The 24987-nt window shown below is 58.4% G+C and carries 21 protein-coding genes; 20 read left to right on the top strand and 1 reads right to left on the bottom strand.

Going from position 1 to position 24987, the window contains the following annotated elements:
- Positions 1-37 precede the first annotated feature (37 nt).
- The gene (gene map / locus F8N85_RS11305; protein WP_150803701.1) at positions 38-820 is read right to left on the bottom strand and encodes a type I methionyl aminopeptidase; all 783 of its coding nucleotides are present in this window, start codon (positions 818-820) and stop codon (positions 38-40) included.
- Between the two features lie 382 nt (positions 821-1202).
- On the opposite strand from map, the gene rpsB reads away from it, so the two are divergent.
- From rpsB to kdsA, 20 genes are all read left to right on the top strand, one after another.
- A complete protein-coding gene (rpsB, locus tag F8N85_RS11300) occupies positions 1203-1943 on the top strand; it encodes a 30S ribosomal protein S2 (protein WP_150803700.1) in 741 nt (246 codons plus the stop codon).
- A 196-nt stretch (positions 1944-2139) separates the two neighbouring features.
- Complete coding sequence (gene tsf / locus F8N85_RS11295) at positions 2140-3003, top strand: translation elongation factor Ts (RefSeq protein ID WP_150644509.1); 864 nt, start codon at positions 2140-2142, stop codon at positions 3001-3003.
- Between the two features lie 209 nt (positions 3004-3212).
- Positions 3213-3956: a UMP kinase gene (gene pyrH, locus F8N85_RS11290; protein WP_150803699.1), complete on the top strand. Its 744-nt coding sequence runs from the start codon at positions 3213-3215 to the stop codon at positions 3954-3956.
- Positions 3953-4510 (top strand): ribosome recycling factor, encoded by a 558-nt coding sequence (gene frr, locus F8N85_RS11285; protein ID WP_150803698.1) that lies wholly within the window; start codon positions 3953-3955, stop codon positions 4508-4510. Before pyrH ends, frr begins: the two co-directional genes overlap by 4 nt.
- A gap of 13 nt (positions 4511-4523) precedes the next feature.
- The gene (uppS, locus tag F8N85_RS11280) at positions 4524-5279 is read left to right on the top strand and encodes a polyprenyl diphosphate synthase (protein ID WP_150803697.1); all 756 of its coding nucleotides are present in this window, start codon (positions 4524-4526) and stop codon (positions 5277-5279) included.
- Positions 5279-6085 (top strand): phosphatidate cytidylyltransferase, encoded by an 807-nt coding sequence (locus F8N85_RS11275; RefSeq protein ID WP_150803696.1) that lies wholly within the window; start codon positions 5279-5281, stop codon positions 6083-6085. Before uppS ends, F8N85_RS11275 begins: the two co-directional genes overlap by 1 nt.
- Positions 6082-7272, top strand: a complete 1191-nt coding sequence (gene ispC, locus F8N85_RS11270; protein ID WP_150803695.1) for a 1-deoxy-D-xylulose-5-phosphate reductoisomerase — start codon at positions 6082-6084, stop codon at positions 7270-7272. Before F8N85_RS11275 ends, ispC begins: the two co-directional genes overlap by 4 nt.
- 54 nt (positions 7273-7326) lie before the next feature.
- Positions 7327-8679, top strand: coding sequence for a sigma E protease regulator RseP (rseP, locus tag F8N85_RS11265; protein ID WP_150803694.1), 1353 nt, complete (start codon positions 7327-7329; stop codon positions 8677-8679).
- 75 nt (positions 8680-8754) lie between these two features.
- Complete coding sequence (bamA, locus tag F8N85_RS11260) at positions 8755-11127, top strand: outer membrane protein assembly factor BamA (protein ID WP_150803693.1); 2373 nt, start codon at positions 8755-8757, stop codon at positions 11125-11127.
- A 45-nt stretch (positions 11128-11172) separates the two neighbouring features.
- Positions 11173-11676, top strand: coding sequence for an OmpH family outer membrane protein (locus F8N85_RS11255; RefSeq protein ID WP_150803692.1), 504 nt, complete (start codon positions 11173-11175; stop codon positions 11674-11676).
- 3 nt (positions 11677-11679) lie between these two features.
- On the top strand, positions 11680-12735 hold the full coding sequence (gene lpxD, locus F8N85_RS11250) for a UDP-3-O-(3-hydroxymyristoyl)glucosamine N-acyltransferase (protein ID WP_150803691.1): 1056 nt from the start codon (positions 11680-11682) through the stop codon (positions 12733-12735).
- Positions 12736-12844: 109 nt separating this feature from the next.
- Positions 12845-13285, top strand: a complete 441-nt coding sequence (gene fabZ, locus F8N85_RS11245; RefSeq protein ID WP_150803690.1) for a 3-hydroxyacyl-ACP dehydratase FabZ — start codon at positions 12845-12847, stop codon at positions 13283-13285.
- The gene (lpxA, locus tag F8N85_RS11240) at positions 13282-14058 is read left to right on the top strand and encodes an acyl-ACP--UDP-N-acetylglucosamine O-acyltransferase (RefSeq protein ID WP_150803689.1); all 777 of its coding nucleotides are present in this window, start codon (positions 13282-13284) and stop codon (positions 14056-14058) included. Before fabZ ends, lpxA begins: the two co-directional genes overlap by 4 nt.
- 2 nt (positions 14059-14060) lie before the next feature.
- Positions 14061-15191, top strand: coding sequence for a lipid-A-disaccharide synthase (lpxB, locus tag F8N85_RS11235; protein WP_150803688.1), 1131 nt, complete (start codon positions 14061-14063; stop codon positions 15189-15191).
- A gap of 11 nt (positions 15192-15202) precedes the next feature.
- The gene (gene rnhB, locus F8N85_RS11230) at positions 15203-15829 is read left to right on the top strand and encodes a ribonuclease HII (RefSeq protein ID WP_150803742.1); all 627 of its coding nucleotides are present in this window, start codon (positions 15203-15205) and stop codon (positions 15827-15829) included.
- A gap of 216 nt (positions 15830-16045) precedes the next feature.
- Complete coding sequence (gene dnaE / locus F8N85_RS11220; RefSeq protein WP_150803686.1) at positions 16046-19567, top strand: DNA polymerase III subunit alpha; 3522 nt, start codon at positions 16046-16048, stop codon at positions 19565-19567.
- Between the two features lie 153 nt (positions 19568-19720).
- Positions 19721-20668 carry an acetyl-CoA carboxylase carboxyltransferase subunit alpha gene (locus tag F8N85_RS11215; RefSeq protein WP_150803685.1) on the top strand — a complete coding sequence of 316 codons (948 nt, stop codon included), beginning with the start codon at positions 19721-19723 and terminating at the stop codon, positions 20666-20668.
- Positions 20669-20804: 136 nt separating this feature from the next.
- Entirely contained in the window at positions 20805-22142 is a 1338-nt protein-coding gene (gene tilS / locus F8N85_RS11210; protein ID WP_150803684.1) for a tRNA lysidine(34) synthetase TilS, read from the top strand.
- A 272-nt stretch (positions 22143-22414) separates the two neighbouring features.
- Complete coding sequence (locus F8N85_RS11200) at positions 22415-24046, top strand: CTP synthase (RefSeq protein WP_150803682.1); 1632 nt, start codon at positions 22415-22417, stop codon at positions 24044-24046.
- 4 nt (positions 24047-24050) lie between these two features.
- Positions 24051-24896 carry a 3-deoxy-8-phosphooctulonate synthase gene (gene kdsA, locus F8N85_RS11195; protein WP_150645060.1) on the top strand — a complete coding sequence of 282 codons (846 nt, stop codon included), beginning with the start codon at positions 24051-24053 and terminating at the stop codon, positions 24894-24896.
- Positions 24897-24987: the final 91 nt, after the last annotated feature.

Raw genomic sequence — 24987 nt, 5'->3', positions numbered from 1 at the left:
GGCTTTCCTTTCTTTCTATAGGGAGCAGCGGGGCAGATCAGGCCGAGACGCGCGCGATAGTGTCATCGCTGCGCAGGGTGAAGATCTCGTACCCGGTAGCGGTGACCAGCAGGGTGTGTTCCCACTGGGCCGACAGCTTGCGGTCCTTGGTGATTGCGGTCCAGCCATCGCCCAGGACCTTGGTGTCGGCCTTGCCCTGGTTGATCATCGGCTCGATGGTGAAGGTCATGCCTTCCTTGAGTTCCATACCGGTGCCGGCGCGCCCGTAGTGCAGGATCTGCGGTTCTTCGTGGAACACCTTGCCGATGCCGTGGCCGCAGAACTCGCGAACCACGGAGAAACCGTTTTTCTCGGCATGCTTCTGGATGACTTCGCCGATATCGCCGAGGCGGCAGCCAGGCTTGACCAGTTCAATGGCCTTGTACATGCATTCCTGGGTCACTTGGGACAGGCGCTCGGCCCACACAGGCACAGTGCCGACGTGAAACATCCGGCTGGTGTCACCGTGATAGCCATCTTTGATGACAGTCACGTCGATGTTCAGGGTGTCGCCATCTTTGAGTGGTTTCTCGTTCGGGATGCCGTGGCAGACCACATGGTTGATCGAGGTGCAGATCGACTTCGGGAAGCCCTTGTAGTTGAGCGGAGCAGGGATGGCTTTCTGCTCGTTGACGATATAGTCGTGGCAGATGCGGTCCAGCTCTTCGGTGGTGACGCCGGGTTTGACGTGTTGGGCGATCATTTCCAGCACATCGGCAGCCAGTTTGCCGGCGACACGCATTTTCGCGATGTCCTCGGGGGTTTTGAGGGTGACGGTCATACAGGCTCTCTAGCGCTCAATGGCGCAAATAAACACGGAAGATGGATTGCGTGACTCAATGTTGCGTCTGCGCAGCCCCAAAAACGCGATTCTAACAGACGGTCGAGGCAAATCATGAACGCCCGACCTTCGCTTCACTCTATAATAGATGGTGCATTCTGACCCGATTCCAAGGTCAGGGCAAAAGCGGACACAGGGAGGTGTGAATCCTGGTTTCGTTTTCGCCTTTCTTATGGTATAAAATGCGCCGCTTTCCGGGGATGCCCCGAAAGGCTTAAACCCACACACGTGTCGACACGATGACCTGGGTGCCTTCAGCTTGACGCTGCTGGTTGGTCATTGGGATACGTGGAGGCCTAACCCGACTTATCAAGGAACTATCATGTCCCAAGTCAACATGCGCGATATGCTGAAGGCTGGTGTCCACTTCGGTCACCAAACCCGTTACTGGAACCCGAAAATGGGTAAGTACATTTTCGGCGCGCGTAACAAGATTCACATCATCAACCTTGAAAAAACCCTGCCAATGTTCAACGAAGCTCTGACTTTCGTAGAGCGTCTGGCCCAGGGCAAAAACAAGATCCTGTTCGTCGGCACCAAGCGTTCCGCTGGCAAGATCGTTGCTGAAGAAGCAGCACGTTGCGGTTCGCCGTACGTCGATCACCGCTGGTTGGGCGGCATGCTGACCAACTTCAAAACCATTCGTGCTTCCATCAAGCGTCTGCGTGACCTTGAAATCCAGGCCGAAGACGGTACTTTCGCCAAGCTGACCAAGAAAGAAGCGCTGATGCGCACTCGTGATCTTGAGAAGCTGGATCGTAGCCTGGGTGGTATCAAGGACATGGGCGGTCTGCCTGACGCACTGTTCGTTATCGACGTTGATCACGAGCGCATCGCGATCACCGAAGCCAACAAGCTGGGCATCCCGGTTATTGGCGTTGTCGATACCAACAGCAGCCCGGACGGCGTTGACTACAGCATCCCAGGCAACGATGACGCAATCCGCGCTATCCAGCTGTACATGGGTTCGATGGCTGACGCGGTAATCCGTGGTCGCAACCACGTTGCTGGCGGCACCGAAGTGTTCGTCGAAGACGCTCCGGCAGCGGTAGTTGAAGGCTGAGTAACTAGCGCTTAGCGTTTACTCAGTACGCAAAAAGGGGGCTTGGCCCCCTTTTTGCCACCTCGAAAATCATCTGTAGGAAATGCCCGTGGCGGTTTTTGTCATGCGGCGGTTGCCAGGTGTTCTCGGGGCAAGAATTTGAACGCCCGTTCGCTCGGGTGGAATGGTTGAAAACCTATCCAAGAGGATTTTGAAAATGGCAGAGATTACTGCAGCGTTGGTCAAAGAACTGCGTGAGCGTACTGGCGAAGGCATGATGGATTGCAAAAAAGCCTTGACCAAGGCTGACGGCGACATCGAAAAAGCCATCGATGACATGCGTGCATCGGGCGCCATCAAGGCTGCCAAGAAAGCAGGCAATATTGCTGCTGAAGGCGCAATCAGCATCAAGGAAGACGGCAAGGCTGCCGTGATCATCGAAGTCAACTCGCAAACCGACTTCCTGGCTCTGCAAGACGACTTCAAGAACTTCGTCGCTGCCAGCGTTGAAAAAGCGTTCGCTGACAAACTGACCGACGCAGCTCCGCTGATCGCCGCTCAAGAGCCGGCTCGTGAAGCACTGGTTGGCAAAGTAGGCGAGAACGTCAACATCCGTCGTCTGGCGCGTATCGAAGCTGACGTTGTAGGTTCTTACCTGCACGGCAACAAGATTGGCGTAGTCGTGGCACTGAAAGGCGGCAACGTTGAGCTGGCCAAAGACATCGCTATGCACGTAGCGGCCAGCAACCCTGAGTTCCTGCTGCCATCGCAGGTTTCCGCTGAAGCCATCGAACGCGAAAAAGGCGTTTTCATGAGCCTCAACGAAGACAAGATCAAAGGCAAGCCTGCTGAAATCGTCGAGAAAATGGTTGCTGGTCGTATCAGCAAGTTCCTCGCCGAAGCCAGCCTGGTCAACCAGGCGTTCGTCAAGAACCCTGAAGTGACCGTTGGCGATCTGGCCAAGAAAGGCGGCGCTGAAATCGTTTCCTTCACCCGCTTCCAGGTAGGCGAAGGCATCGAGAAGCCGGTCGACAACTTCGCTGAAGAAGTTGCTGCCCAGCTGGCTGCCAGCAAGAAGTAAGACGGTTTTCAACTGTCGCCCAGAAGAGGCTGCCCGCTCACGCGCGCAGCCTCTTTTCAAATGGGGTGATCAATTTGATTGGTTTCCCTTCGGAACTGGCTTACAACGCCGTGTTCCGATTGCGCTGTGATAGCGTCAAGCTAGAGTGAACGCTGGCTGAAAACAGCTGGCAAAGAATTTTTAAAAATACGCCGCAGGAGAGATTCGCAATGGCTCAGCAGGGCAGTGGTTATCAGGCTCGCTATAAACGCATTCTACTCAAGCTTAGCGGCGAGGCCCTGATGGGCTCGGAAGAATTCGGGATTGATCCGAAGGTGCTGGACCGCATGGCGCTGGAAGTCGGCCAGTTGGTCGGTATCGGCGTTCAAGTCGGTCTGGTGATCGGTGGTGGCAACCTGTTCCGTGGCGCCGCGCTGAGTGCCGCCGGGATGGATCGGGTGACAGGCGACCACATGGGCATGCTGGCCACTGTGATGAACGCTCTGGCCATGCGTGACGCGCTGGAACGTGCGAATATCTCGGCCATTGTGATGTCGGCTATTTCCATGGTGGGTGTGACCGATCACTATGATCGTCGAAAAGCCATGCGTCACCTGAACGCCAAGGACGTGGTGATCTTCGCGGCCGGTACCGGCAACCCGTTTTTCACCACCGATTCGGCAGCCTGCCTGCGGGGCATCGAGATCAATGCCGACGTGGTGTTGAAGGCAACCAAGGTTGATGGCGTCTATACCGCTGACCCATTCAAAGACCCGCATGCCGAGAAGTTCGATCATCTGACTTACGATGAAGTGCTGGATCGCAAGCTGGGCGTGATGGATCTGACGGCCATTTGCCTGTGCCGTGACCACAAGATGCCGTTGCGCGTATTTAACATGAACAAGCCCGGCGCCCTGCTGAATATCGTGCATGGCGGCGCAGAAGGGACCCTGATCGAGGAAGGCGAAAAATGATCAACGAAATCAAGAAAGACGCGCAAGAGCGCATGCAAAAATCCCTGGAATCGCTGCATCACGCATTCAGCCGGATTCGTACCGGCCAGGCTCACCCAAGCATCCTGGGTGGCGTGATGGTGCCTTACTACGGTTCCGATACCCCGCTGAACCAGGTGGCCAACGTCACCGTCAAGGATTCGCGGACCCTGCAAGTCGTGGCATTCGAGCGCAACATGCTGCAAGCGGTCGACAAGGCGATCCAGAGCGCTGGCCTGGGCTTCAACCCGACCAACCTGGGTGAGTTACTGCTGATCTCGATGCCTGCCCTGACCGAAGAAACCCGCAAGGGCTTCACCAAGCAGGCGCGTGAAGCGGCGGAAGACGGCCGTGTAGCGGTGCGCAACATTCGTCGCGATGCCTTGAGCCAGTTGAAAGACCTGGTCAAGGAGAAAGAAATCAGCGAAGACGAAGAGCGCCGTGCGGCAGACGACATCCAGAAACTGACTGACAAGTTTGTGGCGGAGATCGAGGCGGCCGTGAAGCAAAAAGAAGCGGACCTGATGGCCGTATAAGGGTCGCGTTTACATGGAAAAGACCAAGCAGGCTGTACTGTCTTCGGTGCCACGTCATGTGGCGATCATCATGGATGGTAATAATCGCTGGGCGAAAAAGCGCTTTATGCCGGGTGTTGCCGGGCATAAAGCGGGCGTTGATGCTGTTCGTGCGGTCATTGAAGTGTGTGCCGAGGCCAAGGTCGAAGTATTGACCCTGTTTGCCTTTTCCAGTGAGAACTGGCAACGCCCGGCCGACGAAGTCAGTGCCTTGATGGATCTGTTTTTCAAGGCGTTGCGTCGCGAGGCCAAGCGCCTCAACGACAACAACATCAGTCTGCGCATTATCGGTGACCGCTCGCGCTTCCATCCGGAGTTGCAGGCGGCCATGCGTGAGGCTGAGGCGCTGACGGCGGGCAGCAATCGTTTTGTCCTGCAGATCGCTGCCAACTATGGCGGCCAGTGGGATATTGCCCAGGCTGCCCAACGCCTGGCGCGCGAGGTTCAGGCCGGGCATCTGCGCCCCGAAGACATCACGCCCGAATTATTGCAAACCTGTCTGGCGACGGGCGATCTGCCCCTGCCGGACTTGTGCATCCGTACGGGCGGTGAACACCGCATCAGTAATTTCCTGTTGTGGCAGTTGGCGTACGCCGAACTGTATTTCTCCGACCTGTTCTGGCCGGACTTCAAACACGATGCCATGCGTACTGCGCTGGCCGATTACGCTTCTCGCCAGCGCCGCTTCGGTAAAACGAGCGAACAGGTCGAAGCGGGAGCCCGGGCTTAATGCTTAAACAACGAATCATTACCGCGCTAATCCTGTTGCCGATCGCCTTATGCGGGTTTTTCCTGCTGGAAGGCACCGGTTTTGCGTTGTTTATTGGATTGGTGGTGACCCTGGCTGCCTGGGAATGGGCTCGGCTGGCAGGTTTTACTGCCCAGCCGGTCCGGGTTGCCTACGCGGCCATGGTCGCGCTGCTGCTGTTTTTCATGCATGTGCTGCCCGGGCTCGCGCCGTGGGTGCTGGCTGCAGCGGTGATCTGGTGGTCGCTGGCAACCTTCCTGGTGCTGACTTATCCGCGCACCAGTGAGCGATGGGCCAGTGCGGCGAGCAAGTTGGTGATTGGTCTGTTGATCCTGTTGCCGGCCTGGCAAGGGCTGGTCCTGATCAAGCAGCAGCCCTTGGGCAACTGGCTGATCATGGCGGTGATGGTGCTGGTCTGGGGCGCGGACATCGGTGCCTATTTTTCCGGTAGGGCCTTCGGCAAGCGCAAGCTGGCGCCGAGGGTCAGTCCGGGCAAGAGCTGGGAAGGGGTGTACGGTGGGTTGGCGGCGAGCTTACTGATCACTGCCGTCGTCGGCCTTGCCCGTGACTGGAGCGCTGCGCAGATGCTGATGGGCTTGATCGGCGCGGCGATTGTCGTGCTGATTTCGGTGGTCGGTGACCTGACCGAAAGCATGTTCAAGCGTCAGTCAGGGATCAAGGACAGCAGCAACCTGCTGCCGGGCCATGGCGGTGTGCTGGATCGCATCGATAGCCTGACCGCGGCCATTCCGGTATTTGCCGTCCTGTTGTGGATGGCTGCGCCGTGAATCGCCCACAGCAGATTACCGTGCTGGGCGCGACCGGCTCGATCGGCCTGAGCACCCTCGATGTCATTGCCCGGCATCCCGAGCGTTATCAGGTTTTCGCCTTGAGCGGTTTCAGTCGGCTGATCGAGTTGCTCGCCTTGTGCGTGCGCCATACGCCGCGCTTCGCGGTCGTTCCTGAGGTCGGCGTTGCACGCAGGCTGCAGGACGATCTGCGGGCGGCGGGTCTGCAAACCCGGGTTCTGGTGGGGGAGGAGGGGTTGTGCCAGGTCGCGGCCGATCCTCAAGTCGATGCGGTGATGGCGGCAATCGTCGGGGCGGCGGGTTTGCGTCCGACCCTGGCGGCGGTCGAAGCCGGCAAGAAGATTCTGCTGGCCAACAAGGAGGCGCTGGTGATGTCCGGCGCCTTGTTCATGCAGGCGGTGCGCAAGAGTGGTTCGGTGCTGTTGCCGATCGATAGCGAGCACAACGCGATTTTTCAGTGCATGCCCAACGATTTTGCTCGCGGGCTTGGGGCTGTCGGGGTCCGTCGGATCCTGCTGACCGCCTCGGGTGGCCCGTTTCGGCAAACGCCGCTGGCCGAGCTTGAGCATGTGACTCCCGAGCAGGCCTGCGCCCATCCCAACTGGTCGATGGGTCGCAAGATCTCGGTGGATTCGGCGAGCATGATGAACAAAGGCCTCGAGTTGATCGAGGCTTGCTGGCTGTTCGATGCCAGGCCGGATCAGGTCGAAGTGGTGATTCATCCGCAGAGCGTGATTCATTCGCTGGTGGACTACGTCGACGGTTCGGTACTGGCGCAATTGGGCAATCCGGATATGCGCACGCCGATCGCCAACGCCCTGGCCTGGCCCGAGCGAATCGATTCCGGTGTGGCGCCTCTTGATCTGTTCTCGATCGCGCGCCTGGACTTTCAGGCCCCGGATGAGCAGCGTTTTCCTTGTCTGCGGCTCGCCCGCCAGGCGGCGGAGGCAGGTAACAGCGCGCCGGCCATGTTGAATGCAGCAAATGAAGTGGCGGTCGCAGCCTTTCTCGAACGGCGCATCCGCTACCCGGAGATCGCGAGTATCATCGAGGAAGTATTGAACATCGAGCCTGTGGTCGCCGTCGAAGAACTCGACGCGGTGTTCTCGGCGGACGCCAAAGCCCGCGCCCTGACCGAGCAATGGTTGAGTCGCCACGGGCGATAGACGTTGCAGCGGGTCCGAGCGTATCGGCACTGGATAGGAATGCGGAGTAAGTAGATGAGCGCGCTCTATATGATTGTCGGCACCCTGGTTGCTCTGGGCGTGCTGGTCACCTTCCACGAATTCGGCCACTTTTGGGTGGCGCGCCGTTGCGGCGTCAAGGTTCTGCGCTTCTCTGTGGGTTTTGGTATGCCACTGCTGCGCTGGCATGATCGTCGCGGCACGGAGTTCGTGATTGCTGCCATTCCCTTGGGTGGCTACGTGAAAATGCTCGACGAGCGCGAAGGCGATGTGCCGGTCGATCAACTCGATCAATCCTTCAATCGCAAATCGGTTCGCCAGCGTATCGCTATAGTCGCGGCCGGTCCGATAGCCAACTTCTTGCTGGCCCTGGTGTTTTTCTGGGTCTTGGCCATGCTCGGCAGCGAGCAGGTGCGGCCGGTCATTGGTAACGTTGAAATCGGCAGTATTGCCGCCAAGGCCGGATTGAGTCCGGGCCAGGAAATCGTCGCGATCGATGGTGAACCAACTACGGGTTGGGCCGCGGTGAATCTGCAACTGGTACGCCGGTTGGGCGAAAGTGGTTCCCTGCAGGTGTTGGTGCGTGAAGAAGGTTCGACCGCCGACTCAGCACGCGAGCTGGTGTTGGACAAGTGGCTCAAAGGTGCTGACGAGCCCGATCCGATTCACTCCCTGGGGATTCGTCCGTGGCGTCCGGCCTTGCCGCCGGTGCTGGCTGAGCTGGATCCGAACGGGCCGGCCCAGGCTGCCGGGCTGAAAACCGGTGACCGTCTGTTGGCACTCGATGGCCAGGCGTTGAGCGATTGGCAGCAAGTGGTTGATCAGGTCCGTATACGTCCTGAAACCAAAATTGTGCTGCGGGTCGAGCGTGGCGGTGCTCAAATCGACGTCCCTGTTACTTTGGCTGCCAAGGGCAAGGCGAAAGTCGCCACCGGATATCTCGGCGCAGGGGTAAAAGCTGTCGATTGGCCACCGTCCATGATCCGCGAGGTCAGTTACGGTCCTCTGGAGGCGATTGGCGAGGGGGCTCGACGCACCTGGACCATGAGTGTCCTGACTCTTGATTCACTAAAGAAAATGTTGTTCGGTGAGCTCTCGGTAAAAAACTTGAGTGGACCGATAACCATTGCTAAAGTGGCGGGCGCTTCTGCCCAGTCGGGCGTCGCTGATTTCCTGAATTTCCTGGCTTATCTGAGTATTAGCCTGGGCGTTCTGAATTTGTTGCCCATTCCTGTACTGGATGGGGGGCATTTGTTGTTTTATCTGATTGAGTGGGCGCGTGGTCGTCCCTTGTCGGATCGGGTGCAGGGTTGGGGGATACAGATCGGTATCAGTTTGGTGGTCGGGGTGATGTTGCTTGCTCTGGTCAACGATCTGGGTCGACTGTAACGCTTTCGCTGAATTGCGAATCTGCCGCATTTTGCGGCAGTTTGTTTATTGCCAGTTGGAATAAGAAAGGACTTCATGAAACGTCTGCTGCTAACTGCGGTTCTCTCCGTATTGATGATCGCCGAAGTTCACGCTGAGTCCTTCACTATCTCCGATATTCGGGTCAATGGCCTCCAGCGGGTCTCCGCGGGTAGCGTCTTTGGTGCCTTGCCGCTAAACGTCGGCGAGCAGGCGGACGATCGTCGCCTGGTGGAATCCACTCGTGCGTTGTTCAAAACCGGTTTCTTTCAAGATATCCAGCTGGGCCGCGAAGGCAATGTCCTGGTCATCACAGTAGTCGAGCGACCCTCTGTCGCCAGTATCGAGATCGATGGTAACAAGGCGATCTCCACTGAAGACCTGATGAAGGGCCTCAAACAATCCGGTCTGTCCGAAGGCGAAATCTTCCAGCGTGCGACCCTTGAAGGGGTGCGTAACGAGCTGCAGCGTCAATATGTCGCTCAAGGTCGCTACTCGGCGACGGTCGACACTGAAGTGATACCGCAGCCGCGCAACCGTGTTGGCTTGAAGGTCAACATCAACGAAGGCACGGTCGCTGCCATCCAGCACATCAACGTGGTGGGTAACACGGTCTTCCCCGATGAAGACCTGATCGACCTGTTCGAGCTCAAGACCAGCAACTGGCTGTCGTTCTTCAAGAATGATGACAAATATGCCCGTGAAAAACTCTCCGGTGACCTGGAGCGCTTGCGTTCCTATTACCTGGATCGCGGCTATATCAACATGGATATCGCTTCGACCCAGGTCTCGATCACCCCGGACAAGAAGCACGTCTACATCACGGTCAACGTCAACGAAGGCGACAAGTACAGCGTTCGTGACGTCAAGCTGAGCGGTGACTTGAAAGTGCCTGAAGACCAGGTCAAGTCGTTGCTGCTGGTGCAGAAGGGCCAGGTGTTCTCGCGCAAGCTGATGACCACTACCTCTGAGCTGATCACCCGTCGTCTGGGTAACGAAGGCTACACCTTCGCCAACGTCAACGGCGTGCCGCAGCCCCATGAGGAAGACCACACGGTCGATATCACTTTCGTGGTTGACCCGGGCAAGCGTGCCTACGTGAACCGTATCAACTTCCGTGGCAACACCAAGTCGGAAGACGAAGTGCTGCGTCGGGAAATGCGTCAGATGGAAGGCGGTTGGGCTTCGACCTACCTGATCGACCAGTCGAAAACCCGTCTGGAACGTCTGGGCTTCTTCAAGGAAGTCAACGTCGAGACACCGGCAGTGCCAGGCACCGACGACCAGGTCGACGTCAACTACAGCGTCGAAGAACAGGCTTCCGGTTCGATTACCGCCAGCGTCGGTTTCGCCCAGAGCGCCGGCTTGATCCTCGGTGGTTCGATCACCCAGAACAACTTCCTGGGTACCGGTAACAAGGTCAGCGTCGGCTTGACTCGCAGCGAATACCAGACCCGCTATAACTTCGGTTATGTCGACCCGTACTGGACGGCGGATGGTGTCAGCCTGGGTTACAACGCCTTCTATCGCACCACTGACTACGAGGAACTCGATGTCGATGTTGCTACCTATGCGGTAGACAGCCTGGGTGCGGGCGTCAGCGTCGGTTACCCGATCAGCGAGACCTCGCGCCTGACCTTCGGCCTGTCGGCGCAACAAGATGAGATCAAGACCGGTCGCTACACCGTTGACGAAATTTTCGACTTCGTCAGCCAGGAAGGCGACAAGTATTTGAACTTCAAGGCTTCGGCCGGTTGGTCCGAGTCGACCCTGAACAAGGGCGTGCTGCCCACCCGTGGTCACTCGCAGAGCCTGGTGCTGGAAAGCACGACGCCTGGCAGCGATCTGTCGTTCTTCAAGCTCGACTACCGCGGTCAGGTATTCCAGCCGTTGACTGACAACTACACCATGCGCCTGCACACACAGCTGGGTTATGGTGATGGTTATGGTTCGACCGATGGTCTGCCGTTCTACGAGAACTATTACGCCGGTGGTTTCAACTCGGTTCGTGGCTTCAAGGACAACACCCTGGGTCCGCGTAGTACGCCTAGTCTGGGTACGAACCCAGGTACCCTCAGAGACCCGGATCAGGACCCGCTGCCGTTCGGTGGTAACGTATTGATTCAAGGTGGCGTTGAACTCCTGTTCCCTCTGCCATTCGTGAAAGATCAACGCTCATTGCGGACCTCCCTGTTCTGGGACGTGGGTAACGTGTTCGACAGCAATTGCAGTTCGAGCAAGGTATCTGCTTCCGGTAAGAAGGTTGAATGCAATGACATCGGTCTTGACGGTCTGGCCAGCTCCGTCGGTGTCGGGGTGACCTGGATTACCGCGCTGGGCCCGTTAAGCTTTGCTTTGGCGATGCCGATCAAGGAACCGGATGACGCTGAGACCCAAGTGTTCCAATTTTCCCTCGGCCAGACTTTCTAATAGTCTGACCCAAGATAACGACAATGGATTTTGTAGGAGTGCATCGTGCGTAAGTTGACTCAATTGGTTCTCCTGGCGACTGTCCTGGTAGCGACCCCGGTATTTGCCGACATGAAAATCGCAGTGCTGAACTATCAAATGGCACTGCTGGAATCCAATGCGGCGAAAAAATACGCCGTGGATGCCGAGAAGAAATTCGGCCCGCAGCTGAGCAAGCTGAAAAGCCTGGAAAGCAGCGCCAAAGGCATCCAGGATCGTCTGGTCAGTGGTGGCGACAAGATGGCTCAGGGCGAGCGTGAGCGCCTTGAGCTTGAGTTCAAGCAAAAGGCTCGTGACTTCCAGTTCCAGTCCAAGGAACTGAACGAAGCCAAAGCTGTTGCCGACCGTGAAATGCTGAAGCAGCTCAAGCCGAAACTGGACAGCGCTGTGGAAGAAGTCATCAAGAAAGGTGCATTTGACCTGGTCTTCGAGCGTGGCGCAGTGATTGATGTCAAGCCTCAGTACGACATCACGCGCCAGGTTATCGAGCGCATGAATCAGCTGAAGTAAACCATGGCCGCGACTATGAAGCTCGGCCAGTTGGCCGAGTTCCTCGGCGCCACGTTACGTGGCGACCCGGAGAAGGAAATTACTGGGCTAGCCACTTTGCAGGAGGCTGGCCCAGCTCAGTTGAGTTTTCTGGCAAACCCCCAATACCGCAAATACCTGACCGGCAGCCGGGCCGCAGCCGTGATGCTGAAGGCCGCTGACGCTGAAGATTTTGTCGGTGATGCACTGGTGGTGGCCGACCCGTACCTTGCCTACGCGCGGATTTCCCACCTGTTCGACCCCAAGCCCAAGGCCAGTGCCGGCATTCATCCGACGGCAGTCGTGGCCGAGGACGCGGTGATCGATCCGGCGGCGAGCATCGGTGCCTTTGCGGTGATTGAAAGCGCTGCACGGATTGGCGCTGGCGTTGCGGTCGGAGCCCACTGTTTTGTCGGAGCCCGTTGTGAAATCGGCGAAGACGGCTGGCTGGCTCCGCGGGTAACGCTGTACCACGACGTGCGAATCGGCAAACGAGTGGTCATTCAGTCCGGCGCGGTGCTCGGCGGTGAAGGCTTCGGCTTTGCCAACGAGAAAGGCGTCTGGCAGAAAATTGCCCAGATCGGTGGTGTATTGATCGGTGACGATGTGGAGATTGGCGTGAATACCGCCATCGACCGCGGTGCGTTGGCCGATACCGTGATTGGCAATGGGGTGAAACTCGATAACCAGATTCAGATCGCTCACAACGTTCAGGTCGGTGATCACACCGCCATGGCGGCGTGCGTGGGGATTTCCGGCAGCACCAAAATCGGCAAGCACTGCATGCTCGCCGGTGGCGTAGGGCTGGTTGGGCACATCGAAATTTGCGACAACGTGTTCCTGACCGGGATGACCATGGTCACCCACTCGATCACCGAGCCGGGCTCCTATTCATCCGGTACAGCAATGCAACCGGCTGCCGAATGGCGCAAAAGCGCGGCACGCATCCGTCAGCTCGACGACATCGCGCGACGTCTGCGACAACTGGAAAAGCGTGTAGGGGACGTGACCCCTGGCGGTAATGCTTCATCAGATGGCTGATACCATTTCCATATCAAGTGTGCACAGCCGCTAGACTGCCTCCTTGATTTGCTAGAGGAGTGCGCGTCAAACGCGCACTCCCAATCTTTACTACAGGCTTCCCCCCGAAATGATGGACATCAACGAGATTCGCGAATACCTGCCCCACCGTTATCCGTTCCTGCTGGTGGATCGTGTAGCGGAGCTGAATGTTGAGGCCAAGTACATTCGTGCCTACAAGAATGTCAGCATCAACGAACCTTTCTTCAATGGTCACTTCCCGGCGCATCCGATCATGCCGGGCGTGCTGATCATCGAAGCGATGGCTCAGGCTGCCGGAATCCTTGGTTTCAAGATGCTGGATGTGAAGCCTGCCGATGGCACCCTTTACTACTTCGTCGGTTCCGACAAGCTGCGCTTCCGCCAGCCGGTAACGCCAGGTGACCAGCTCATACTCGAAGCCACATTCTTGAGCTGCAAGCGTCAGATCTGGAAGTTCGAATGCCGGGCTTCGGTCGACGGCAAGCCAGTCTGCTCTGCTGAAATCATCTGCGCGGAACGCAAACTATGAGTTTGATTGACCCTCGCGCAATCATCGATCCGACGGCCGTTCTGGCCGACGACGTCGAGGTCGGCCCTTGGTCGATCGTCGGCGCTGGTGTGGAAATCGGCGAGGGTACAGTGATCGGGCCGCATGTGATTCTCAAGGGCCCGACCCGAATCGGTAAGCACAACCGCATCTACCAGTTTTCCTCGGTAGGTGAGGACACGCCCGATCTGAAATACAAAGGCGAAGAAACCCGTCTGGTGATTGGTGACCATAACGTCATTCGCGAAGGCGTGACGATTCACCGTGGGACCATCCAGGATCGTGCCGAAACGACCCTGGGCGATCACAATCTGATCATGGCCTATGCCCACATCGGTCACGACAGCGTCATCGGCAACCACTGCATTCTGGTCAACAACACTGCGTTGGCTGGCCATGTGCACGTTCAAGACTGGGCAATCCTCTCCGGTTTTACCCTGGTTCACCAATACTGCCATATCGGCGCCCACAGCTTTTCCGGCATGGGTACCGCCATCGGCAAGGATGTCCCGGCTTACGTCACAGTATTCGGCAACCCTGCCGAGGCCCGCAGCATGAACTTCGAAGGCATGCGCCGGCGTGGTTTCAGCGAAGACGCTATCCATGCCCTGCGTCGTGCCTACAAGGTGGTTTACCGCCAGGGGCTGACTGTCGATCAGGCGTTGGCTGAGCTGGCTGAGTCGTCTGTACAGTTTCCCGAAGTCGCAGTGTTCCGTGATTCGATCCAGTCTTCGACTCGCGGCATTACTCGTTAGTCATGGCCACTTTGCGTGTTGCACTGGTGGCTGGCGAGGCTTCCGGCGATATTCTCGGCGCGGGGTTGATGCGCTCGCTCAAAGCCCGGCATCCCTCTGTTGAATTCATTGGAGTCGGCGGCCCGCTGATGCAAGCCGAAGGCTTGACCTCCTATTTTCCGATGGAGCGCCTGGCCGTCATGGGGCTGGTCGAGGTTCTGGGGCGTTTACGCGAGCTGCTGGCTCGGCGCAAAAAGCTGATCAAGACACTGATCGCCGAAAAGCCGGATGTATTCATCGGTATCGATGCACCGGACTTCACCCTCAATATTGAACTCAAACTGCGTCAGGCCGGGATCAAGACCGTACATTACGTCAGCCCGTCAGTCTGGGCCTGGCGTCAGAAACGCGTGCTGAAGATCCGCGAAGGCTGCGATCTGATGCTGACGCTGTTTCCGTTCGAGGCGAAATTCTACGAAGAGCAGGGCGTGCCGGTGCGTTTTGTCGGGCACTCCCTGGCCGATGCGATCCCGCTGCAAGCGGATCGTGCCGCGGCTCGTGCCGAACTCGGATTACCCGCCGGCCCACTGGTGGCATTGATGCCAGGGAGTCGTGGTGGGGAAGTCGGCCGGCTCGGTGGGCTGTTTCTCGATGCCGCCGAGCGCCTGCGAGCCTTGCGTCCGGGCGTGCGGTTTGTCATGCCCTGCGCCAGTCCCGAGCGCCGCGCGCAGCTCGAAGAGTTGCTGGCCGGCCGCGACTTGCCGCTGACCCTGCTCGACGGCCGCTCCCACCAGGCACTTGCCGCCTGCGACGCAGTTCTGATTGCCTCTGGCACCGCGACCCTGGAAGCCCTGCTGTACAAGCGGCCGATGGTGGTTGCTTATCGCCTCGCGCCGCTGACGTTCTGGATTCTCAAACGCATGGTCAAAAGCCCCTACATCTCATTGCCCAACTTGCTGGCACAGCGTCTGCTGGTGCCCGAGTTGTTGCAGGACGATGCAACTGCCGAGGCCCTGGCGCTGACGTTATCGCCGTTGATCGAAGACGGAGAAGAGCAAACCAGAGGCTTCGACCAGATCCACCGGACATTGCGTCGCGATGCCTCGAATCAGGCCGCTGAGGCGGTACTGAAGCTGGTCGGCACACTACAATGAGTAAGATAAAGATGCAGATGGGGTTGGATTTTACCTTGGTCGCCGACGCTGAAGATCTGGTTGCAGGTGTCGATGAGGTCGGTCGCGGCCCGTTGTGCGGTGCCGTGGTGACAGCAGCGGTAATTCTTGATCCGCGCCGGCCGATTCTCGGCCTCAACGACTCGAAGAAGCTCACTGAAGCCCGCCGCGAGAAGCTTTACGACGAAATCTGCGAAAAAGCCCTGAGCTGGTGTATCGCTCGCGCCGAAGTCGAGGAAATCGACGAGCTGAACATTCTGCATGCCACCATGCTGGCCATGCAGCGCGCTGTGGAAGGGCTGAGCATCACGCCGAAACTGGCGATGATCGATGGCAATCGTTGCCCGAAGCTGGCGATGCGTGCTGAAGCGGTCATTCAGGGTGATGGCAAGGTGCCGGCAATCGCCGCGGCTTCGATCCTGGCCAAAGTCAGCCGTGACCGTGAAATGGCGGCTTTCGAATTGATTTACCCGGGTTACGGTATCGGCGGGCACAAGGGCTATCCGACTCCGGTACACCTGGAGGCCTTGGCCCGCCTGGGCCCGACGCCGATTCATCGACGCTCTTTCGCTCCGGTGCGGTTGGCTTATGAGGCCCTCGAAGGTTTGATCAAGGTTTAGTCAACAGGCTGATGTTTTGCTCAGGGCCCGGTACAATCCGGCTGCTTTAAAGCGTAACGAGCGCAGGTAAGACAAGGCGAACAGAGGCGAGAAAGCGGAGTTGACAGCTGTCAATGAGCATTTCGAGCCTCTGTTCAACGCAGTATTACCAAGCGGAGTAGCTTTAAAGTGCCGGATTTCCGGGCCTTGTCGTTTTCGAATTCACACAGGATCACTATGCCGGCTTCATTCGTTCATCTACGCCTGCACACTGAATACTCCCTGGTCGACGGTCTGGTGCGGATCAAACCGCTGGTCAAGACCCTGGTCGGCATGAACATGCCTGCCGTGGCGGTCACTGACCAGAACAACATGTGTTCGCTGGTCAAGTTCTACAAGGCGGCCATGGGTGCCGGGATCAAGCCGATCTGTGGTGCCGACCTGTGGTTGTCGAACAAGGATCCTGAAAACTCGCTGAGCCGTATCAGCCTGCTGGCCATGAACGGGGTCGGCTATCGCAACCTCACCGAATTGATCTCCCGCGGCTTTATCGACGGTCAGCGCAATGGCTCGATCATCATTGAGCGCGAGTGGGTGGCCGAGGCCAGCGAAGGCTTGATCATGCTGTCGGCGGCGAAGGAGGGCGAAATCGGTATCGCCCTGCTTGGCGGCAATCCGCAGGAAGCCGAAACCCTGGCGCGTGACTGGATGGCGGTATTCCCGGATCGTTTCTATCTGGAGGTGCAGCGCACCAACCGCCCGAACGACGAAGAGCATCTGCACGCGGCCGTGGCCCTGGCCGAAAAGCTCGGCGCACCATTGGTCGCGACCAACGACGTGCGCTTCATCAAGCAGCAAGATTTCGAAGCCCACGAAACCCGCGTCTGCATCGGCGAAGGTCGCGCCCTCGACGATCCGCGGCGATCGAAGAACTACAGCGATCAGCAGTACCTCAAAAGCGCAGAGGAAATGGCCGAGTTGTTCAGCGACTTGCCCGAGGCGCTGGAAAACTCCGTCGAGATTGCCAAGCGCTGCAACATCGAAGTGAAGCTCGGCAAGCACTTTCTGCCCAACTTCCCGATTCCCGATGGCATGACCATCGATGAATACTTTCGCAAAGTGTCATTCGATGGCCTCGAGGATCGCCTGAGCGTCCTGCTGCCCAAGGACACTACCGAGGACTACGAAGCCAAGCGTCAGGTCTATGTCGACCGGCTGAATTTCGAGCTGGATATCATCATCCAGATGGGCTTCCCCGGTTACTTCCTGATCGTTATGGACTTTATCCAGTGGGCCAAGAACAACGGCGTGCCGGTAGGTCCTGGCCGTGGGTCGGGTGCCGGGTCGCTGGTCGCCTACGTCCAGAAGATCACCGACCTCGATCCGTTGGAATACGATCTGCTGTTCGAACGTTTCCTTAACCCGGAACGGGTCTCCATGCCCGACTTCGACGTCGACTTCTGCATGGACGGTCGCGATCGAGTGATCGATTACGTGGCCGATAAATACGGTCGCAACGCCGTGAGTCAGATCATCACCTTCGGGTCGATGGCGGCGAAAGCGGTGATCCGTGACGTTGCGCGGGTGCAAGGCAAGTCCTACGGCCTGGCGGATCGACTGTCGAAGATGATTCCCTTCGAAGTCGGCATGACCCTGGAAAAAGCCTACGAGCAGGAAGAGATCCTGCGGGACTTCATCAAGGTCGATGAAGAAGCCGCGGAAATCTGGGAGATGGCCCGCAAGCTTGAAGGCGTTGTGCGTAACGTCGGTAAGCATGCCGGTGGCGTGGTTATCGCACCGACCAAGCTCACCGATTTCTCGCCGATCTATTGCGATGAAGCAGGCGACGGTCTGGTAACCCAGTTCGACAAGGACGACGTCGAGGCTGCCGGTCTGGTGAAGTTCGACTTCCTCGGCCTGCGGACCCTGACGGTCATCGACTGGGCGTTGAAGACCATCAACCGCGACCGTGCCAAGGTCGACCAACCGCCGCTGGACATCGCTTTTATCCCGCTGGACGATAAACCGACTTACCAATTGCTGCAGAAAGCCGAAACCACGGCGGTGTTCCAGCTCGAGTCCCGGGGCATGAAGGAGCTGATCAAGAAGCTCAAGCCCGACTGCCTGGAAGACTTGATCGCACTGGTGGCGCTGTTCCGTCCGGGCCCGCTGCAATCGGGCATGGTGGACGACTTCATCAACCGCAAGCACGGTCGCGCCGAGCTTGCGTACCCGCACATCGACTATCAGTACGACGGCTTGAAGCCGGTATTGGCGCCTACCTACGGCATCATCCTGTATCAGGAACAGGTGATGCAGATCGCCCAGGTCATGGCCGGTTACACCCTCGGCGGCGCGGACATGTTGCGCCGAGCCATGGGTAAGAAAAAACCCGAAGAAATGGCCAAGCAGCGCGGCGGTTTCATTGAAGGTTGCGCCACCAACAATATCGACGCCGACCTGGCCGGTAACATTTTCGACCTGGTAGAGAAATTCGCCGGTTACGGCTTCAACAAATCCCACTCCGCCGCTTATGGCCTGGTTTCTTACCAAACCGCGTGGCTGAAAACGCACTACCCGGCGCCATTCATGGCGGCGGTGCTGTCGGCGGATATGCACAACACCGACAAGGTCGTGACCTTGATCGAAGAAATTCGCACCATGAAGCTGCGCCTCGACGCGCCGGATGTGAATACTTCGGAGTTCAAGTTCACGGTGAATGACGAAGGCCGAATTATTTACGGCCTCGGCGCGATCAAAGGTGTGGGCGAAGGTCCGGTGGAAGCCATCACCGAGGCGCGTCAGGAAGGTCCGTTCAAGGATCTGTTCGATTTCTGCGCCCGTGTCGATCTCAAGCGTATCAACAAGCGCACCCTGGACGGTTTGATCCGCAGCGGTGCGCTGGATCGTCTGGGGCCTTACTTCCATGACGAGCAGAAAGCCTATCAGGCCAATATCGACCGCAACCGGGCGGTCTTGCTGAACGCCATGGAAGGGGCGATCAAGGCGGCCGAACAAACCGCGCGTACCCACGACAGCGGTCATGTCGACCTGTTTGGCGGTCTGTTCGTCGAAGAAGACGCCGATGTCTACGCCAATCACCGCAAGGCCAAGGAGCTGACCCTCAAGGAGCGTCTGAAAGGGGAGAAAGATACCCTCGGTCTGTACTTGACCGGTCACCCGATCGACGAATATGAAGGAGAAATTCGCCGCTTCGCCCGTCAGCGCATCATCGACCTTAAACCGGCCCGGGATACCCAGACGGTCGCGGGGATGATCATCGCCCTGCGGGTGATGAAGAATAAAAAGGGCGACAAGATGGGCTTCATTACCCTCGATGACCGCTCGGCGCGGATCGAGGCGTCGCTGTTTGCCGAAGCGTTTCACTCGGCACAGTCGCTGTTGCAGACCGATGCGATGGTGGTGGTCGAAGGTGAAGTCAGCAATGACGACTTCTCCGGTGGCCTGCGCCTGCGGGTCAAGCGGGTGATGAGCATGGAAGACGCTCGCACCAATCTGGCCGAGAGCCTGCGCCTGAAGGTCCATTCCGAGGCCTTGAAAGGTGATCGGCTGCGTTGGCTGGGTGAGTTGTTCAAGCGTCATCGCGGAGCCTGCCCGATTACCATGGAGTACACCGGCCAGGACGCCAAGGCCTTGCTGCAGTTTGGCGAGACCTGGCGAATTGACCCGGCAGACAGCTTGATTCAAGCCCTGCGTGACCAGTTCGGGCGAGACAACGTCTTCCTCCAATACCGTTGACGGTCAGGTGTCATTTCTCTCTATATAAATGCGTGCCTGATCTCGACCTGAATTTTTAATCTCGACCTGAACGCGCCTGTCCCTTAAGGTAGGGCGCGAATAGACAACCGGCCGGCCCAAGCTCCCTTGGACGTCGACCCAAGACGGACGCCTATGAACCCGAATTTTCTTGATTTCGAACAGCCGATCGCCGACCTGCAAGCCAAGATCGAAGAGTTGCGCTTGGTCGGTAATGACAATTCGCTGAATATCGGCGATGAAATCTCTCGTCTGCAAGACAAGAGCAGCACGCTCACCGAGGACATCTTCGGCAAGTTGACCAGCTGGCAGATCGCGCGCCTGGCGCGTCACCCGCGACGCCCGTACACCCTGGATTACATCGAGCATATCTTCACCGAGTTCGATGAGCTGCACGGCGATCGGCACTTTTCCGACGATGCCGCCATTGTGGGTGGCGTTGCTCGTCTGGACGACCAGCCGGTAATGATTATCGGTCACCAGAAAGGCCGCGAAGTGCGCGAGAAGGTTCGCCGCAACTTCGGCATGCCCCGTCCGGAAGGCTATCGCAAGGCTTGCCGCCTGATGGAAATGGCCGAGCGTTTCAAGATGCCGATCCTGACCTTCATCGACACGCCGGGCGCATACCCGGGTATTGACGCCGAAGAGCGCAACCAGAGCGAAGCGATTGCCTGGAACCTGCGGGTCATGGCCCGTCTGAAAACCCCAATCATCGCTACCGTGATCGGTGAGGGTGGTTCCGGCGGCGCACTGGCGATCGGTGTCTGCGATCAACTGAACATGCTGCAATACTCGACCTACGCGGTGATCTCGCCTGAAGGTTGCGCCTCGATTCTGTGGAAAACCGCCGAAAAGGCCCCGGATGCCGCCGAAGCCATGGGCATCACTGCCGAGCGCTTGAAAGGCCTGGGCATCGTCGACAAGGTCATCAGCGAGCCACTGGGCGGCGCGCACCGTAATCCGGCCGCTGCGGCGGCATCGATCCGTGCCGAGCTCAGCTCGCAGCTGGCGATGCTGAAGAACTTCGACAACGAAGCGCTGCTGGCCCGTCGTTACGAGCGCCTGATGAGCTACGGTCTCTGATCTACTGTGGGAGCGAGCTTGCTCGCGATGGCCATCTGACAGACAGCATTGGTGTTGAATGTAAGGCCGCTATCGCGAGCAAGCTCGCTCCCACAGGTATTGTGATTTTGCTCCAGATTTGTGGCGGTACTCTGCAATGAGTCAATTCAAGTCCGGCGGCACCGATCTTTCTACCAGTCTGCTTCAAAGACTGGCCCTCTGGCGCAACGCCCCGACCTGGCGCATCGCCTTCTCCGGCGGCCTCGACTCCACCGTTCTGCTGCACCTTCTCGCGCAACTCGCGAAAACCGAATCACTTCCGATGCTGACCGCTATCCATGTCCACCACGGCCTTCAGGCTGTGGCCGATGCGTGGCCGGAGCATTGTCAGTCGGTCTGTGATGCCTTGGGCGTGCCGCTGCAGGTGGTTCGTGTTCAGGTCCGGCCTGGTGCCAGCCTTGAGCGTGCCGCCCGGGATGCGCGTTATGACGCGTTCAAAGCGACCACCGGACCCAGTGAAGTGCTGCTGACGGCCCAGCACCGTGACGATCAGGCGGAAACCCTGTTGTTTCGGTTAATGCGCGGGGCCGGGGTGAGGGGCTTGTCGGGGATGCCGAGTGTGCGTCCATTGGGTCGGGGGCGTCTGCTGCGGCCGTTGCTTGATGTCACGCGCGCCGAGCTTGAGGCCTACGCGACCGAACATCAGTTGAGCTGGATTGAAGATCCTTCAAACCAGGACCGGCAATTCTCGCGCAATTACCTGCGGCATCAGGTGTTTCCGGTATTGACCGAGCGCTGGCCGCAAGCGGTGGCGACGATGGCCCGCAGTGCCTCGCACTTGAGCGAAGCACAGGCGTTGCTCGATGAATTGGCACAAATCGATCTGGCCCAGGCGGGCGCAATCAGTGATTTCGATTGGCTGGGGGTTCCGTCTCTGGAGCTGGCGTCCCTTGCAAAACTCTCCACCGCTCGCCAGCGCAATGCGCTGAGTCACTGGCTTACGGCGCGGACGCGGCTACCGGACAGCGATCATTGGGCGAGTTGGGAGGATTTGCGCGACGCAGCCGACGATGCACGACCGATCTGGCGTCTGGCCGACGGCGAGTTGCACCGGGCCGGCGGGCGAGTCTGGTGGCTGTCCGGCGGTTGGCTGCAGGCGGTAGAGCCGGTGCCGGGCTGGCCAGACCCGGCGACCCCTCTGCCATTGCCCGGTAACGGCCAGCTGCGCCTCAGTGGCACAATCCCTGAAGGTCCCTTGCAGGTACGCTATCGCCAGGGCGGCGAAGTCATGCAGTTGCCTGGCCGTGGTCATCGGGACCTGAAGCGCTTGCTCAACGAAAGCGGCCTGCCATTGTTCGCCCGCGGCAGATTGCCGCTGCTGTACCGCGGCGAGCAATTACTGGCCGTGGCGAACCTCCCGGGACTGGATACAAGTGCCGATGAATGCTGGCGATTGCATTGGCAGTTACCGACGAGCGATCAAGGTTTGAGCTGAAAGGGGCTTTCCGGTAGACTACGCTCCCTTCTTGATACAACTTCTGTGGATTCACCAGAATTGCAGCAGTTGCCGATTACCAAGCAGTCTTTGCTGGGCGATTCTCAAAAAATGTGTAGCGCGTACCGTATCGGTTTTCTGTACCGATCTGTTCCAACGCAGCAGTTTTTCGAAAGATGCACTGTAATTAATGCAGGTGATCGGGGGCTTCGGCCTTCCTTCGCTTTCCCCGGCGGCTCTGACCGCTTTAACGCAGACTTCTAGGGTTTTTCATGACGCGCTACATCTTCGTCACGGGCGGTGTTGTTTCTTCATTGGGGAAAGGCATTGCCTCGGCTTCATTGGCGGCCATCCTGGAGGCGCGGGGACTTAAGGTCACCATGCTCAAGCTGGACCCCTACATCAACGTCGATCCGGGCACCATGAGTCCGTTCCAGCACGGTGAAGTGTTCGTCACCCACGACGGCGCCGAAACCGACCTGGACCTGGGCCACTACGAGCGGTTCATCCGCACGACCATGACCCAGAACAACAACTTCACCACCGGCCGTGTCTACGAACACGTCCTGCGCAAGGAGCGCCGTGGTGATTATCTGGGCGCAACCATCCAGGTGATTCCGCACATCACCGACGAGATCAAGCGCCGGATCATCAAGGGCGCCGGCGATGCCGACGTGGCCATGGTCGAGATCGGTGGCACCGTGGGTGACATCGAGTCGCAGCCGTTCCTCGAAGCGATTCGTCAATTGCGTTTCGAAGTCGGCGCCAAGCGCGCGATGCTGATGCACCTGACGCTGGTGCCGTACATCGCCACTGCCGGCGAAACCAAAACCAAGCCGACTCAGCACTCGGTCAAGGAACTGCGTTCCATCGGCCTGCAGCCAGACGTGCTGGTCTGCCGTTCCGACCACCCGATCGACATCGCGTCGCGTCGCAAGATCGCGCAGTTCACCAACGTTGAAGAACGTGCGGTCATCGCGCTGGAAGACGCTGACACCATCTACAAGATTCCGGGAATCCTGCATTCCCAGGGCCTGGATGATTTCGTCGTCGAGCGTTTCGGCCTGGAATGCAACGGTGCCGATCTGTCCGAGTGGGAAGCCGTGGTCGATGCCAAGCTCAATCCAGAGCACGAAGTCACCATCGCCATGGTCGGCAAGTACATGGAGCTGCTGGACGCCTACAAGTCGCTGATCGAAGCGATGAGTCACGCCGGCATCAGCAACCGCACGAAGGTCAACCTGCGTTACATCGATTCCGAAGACATCGAGAACCAGGGCACCGCGCTGCTCGAAGGCGTCGATGCGATCCTGGTTCCGGGTGGCTTCGGTCTGCGTGGCGTGGAAGGCAAGATCACCGCCGTTCAGTTCGCTCGCGAAAACAAGATTCCTTACCTGGGCATCTGCCTGGGCATGCAAGTGGCCGTGATCGAGTTCGCGCGTAACGTGCTGGGCTGGAAAGACGCCAACTCCACCGAATTCGATCGCAACAGTGGTCATCCGGTGGTCGGTCTGATCACCGAGTGGGAAGACGCCACCGGCGCAGTCGAAACCCGTACCGAAACCTCCGACCTGGGCGGCACCATGCGTCTGGGCGCGCAGGATTGTCTGCTCGAAACCGGGTCTCTGGTTCACGATTGCTATGCCAAGGACGTCATCGTCGAGCGTCATCGTCATCGTTACGAAGTGAACAACAAGCTGCTGCCGACCCTGATCGAGGCCGGTCTGAAAATTTCCGGTCGTTCCGGTGATGGCGCGTTGGTCGAAGTGGTGGAAGCACCGGATCATCCATGGTTCGTCGCTTGCCAGTTCCACCCTGAGTTCACCTCGACTCCGCGCGATGGCCATCCGTTGTTCACCGGTTTCGTCAAGGCGGCTTTGACTCAACATCAGAAGAAGGCTTGATTCAATGGCACAGAAAATCATCCGCGTAGGCAACATCGAAATCGCCAACGATAAGCCGATGGTGCTGTTCGGTGGCATGAATGTGCTGGAAAGCCGCGACATGGCCATGCAGGTCTGTGAAGAGTACGTGAAGGTCACCGAGAAACTCGGTATCCCTTACGTATTCAAGGCCAGCTTCGACAAGGCCAACCGTTCGTCGGTGACCTCTTACCGTGGCCCCGGCCTGGAAGAGGGCATGCGGATTTTCCAGGACATCAAGCAGGCGTTCGGCGTGCCGATCATTACCGACGTCCACGAGCCTGAACAGGCTGCCGTGGTCGCCGAGGTCTGCGACATCATCCAGTTGCCGGCCTTCCTGTCGCGTCAGACTGATCTGGTAGTGGCCATGGCCAAGACCGGCGCGGTGATCAACATCAAGAAAGCCCAGTTCCTCGCTCCTCATGAAATGAAACACATCCTGAGCAAGTGCGTGGAAGCGGGTAACGATCAGTTGATCCTCTGCGAGCGCGGTTCGAGCTTCGGCTACAACAACCTGGTTGTGGACATGCTTGGCTTCGGCATCATGAAGCAGTTCGAATACCCGGTATTCTTCGACGTGACCCACGCGCTGCAAATGCCCGGTGGTCGCTCCGATTCCGCCGGCGGTCGTCGCGCCCAGGTCACTGACCTGGCCAAGGCCGGCATCAGCCAATCGCTGGCCGGGCTGTTCCTCGAAGCGCATCCGGATCCTGACAATGCCAAATGCGACGGCCCTTGCGCCTTGCGTCTGGACAAACTGGAGCCATTCCTGGCCCAGCTCAAGGCTCTGGATGAACTGGTGAAGAGTTTTCCGACGGTAGAAACCGCGTAACTCTGATTTCTCCGGTAAAGTACCCCACGATTATTATTGCTCAGGCCTTCGGGTCTGAGCCTTGTCGTCCGCAAGTATGCCTGCTGTCCAA

It is taken from the genome of Pseudomonas fluorescens (assembly GCF_902497875.1).
GTDB lineage: Bacteria > Pseudomonadota > Gammaproteobacteria > Pseudomonadales > Pseudomonadaceae > Aquipseudomonas > Aquipseudomonas fluorescens_BR.
This window is presented reverse-complemented; position numbering and strand designations above follow the sequence as displayed.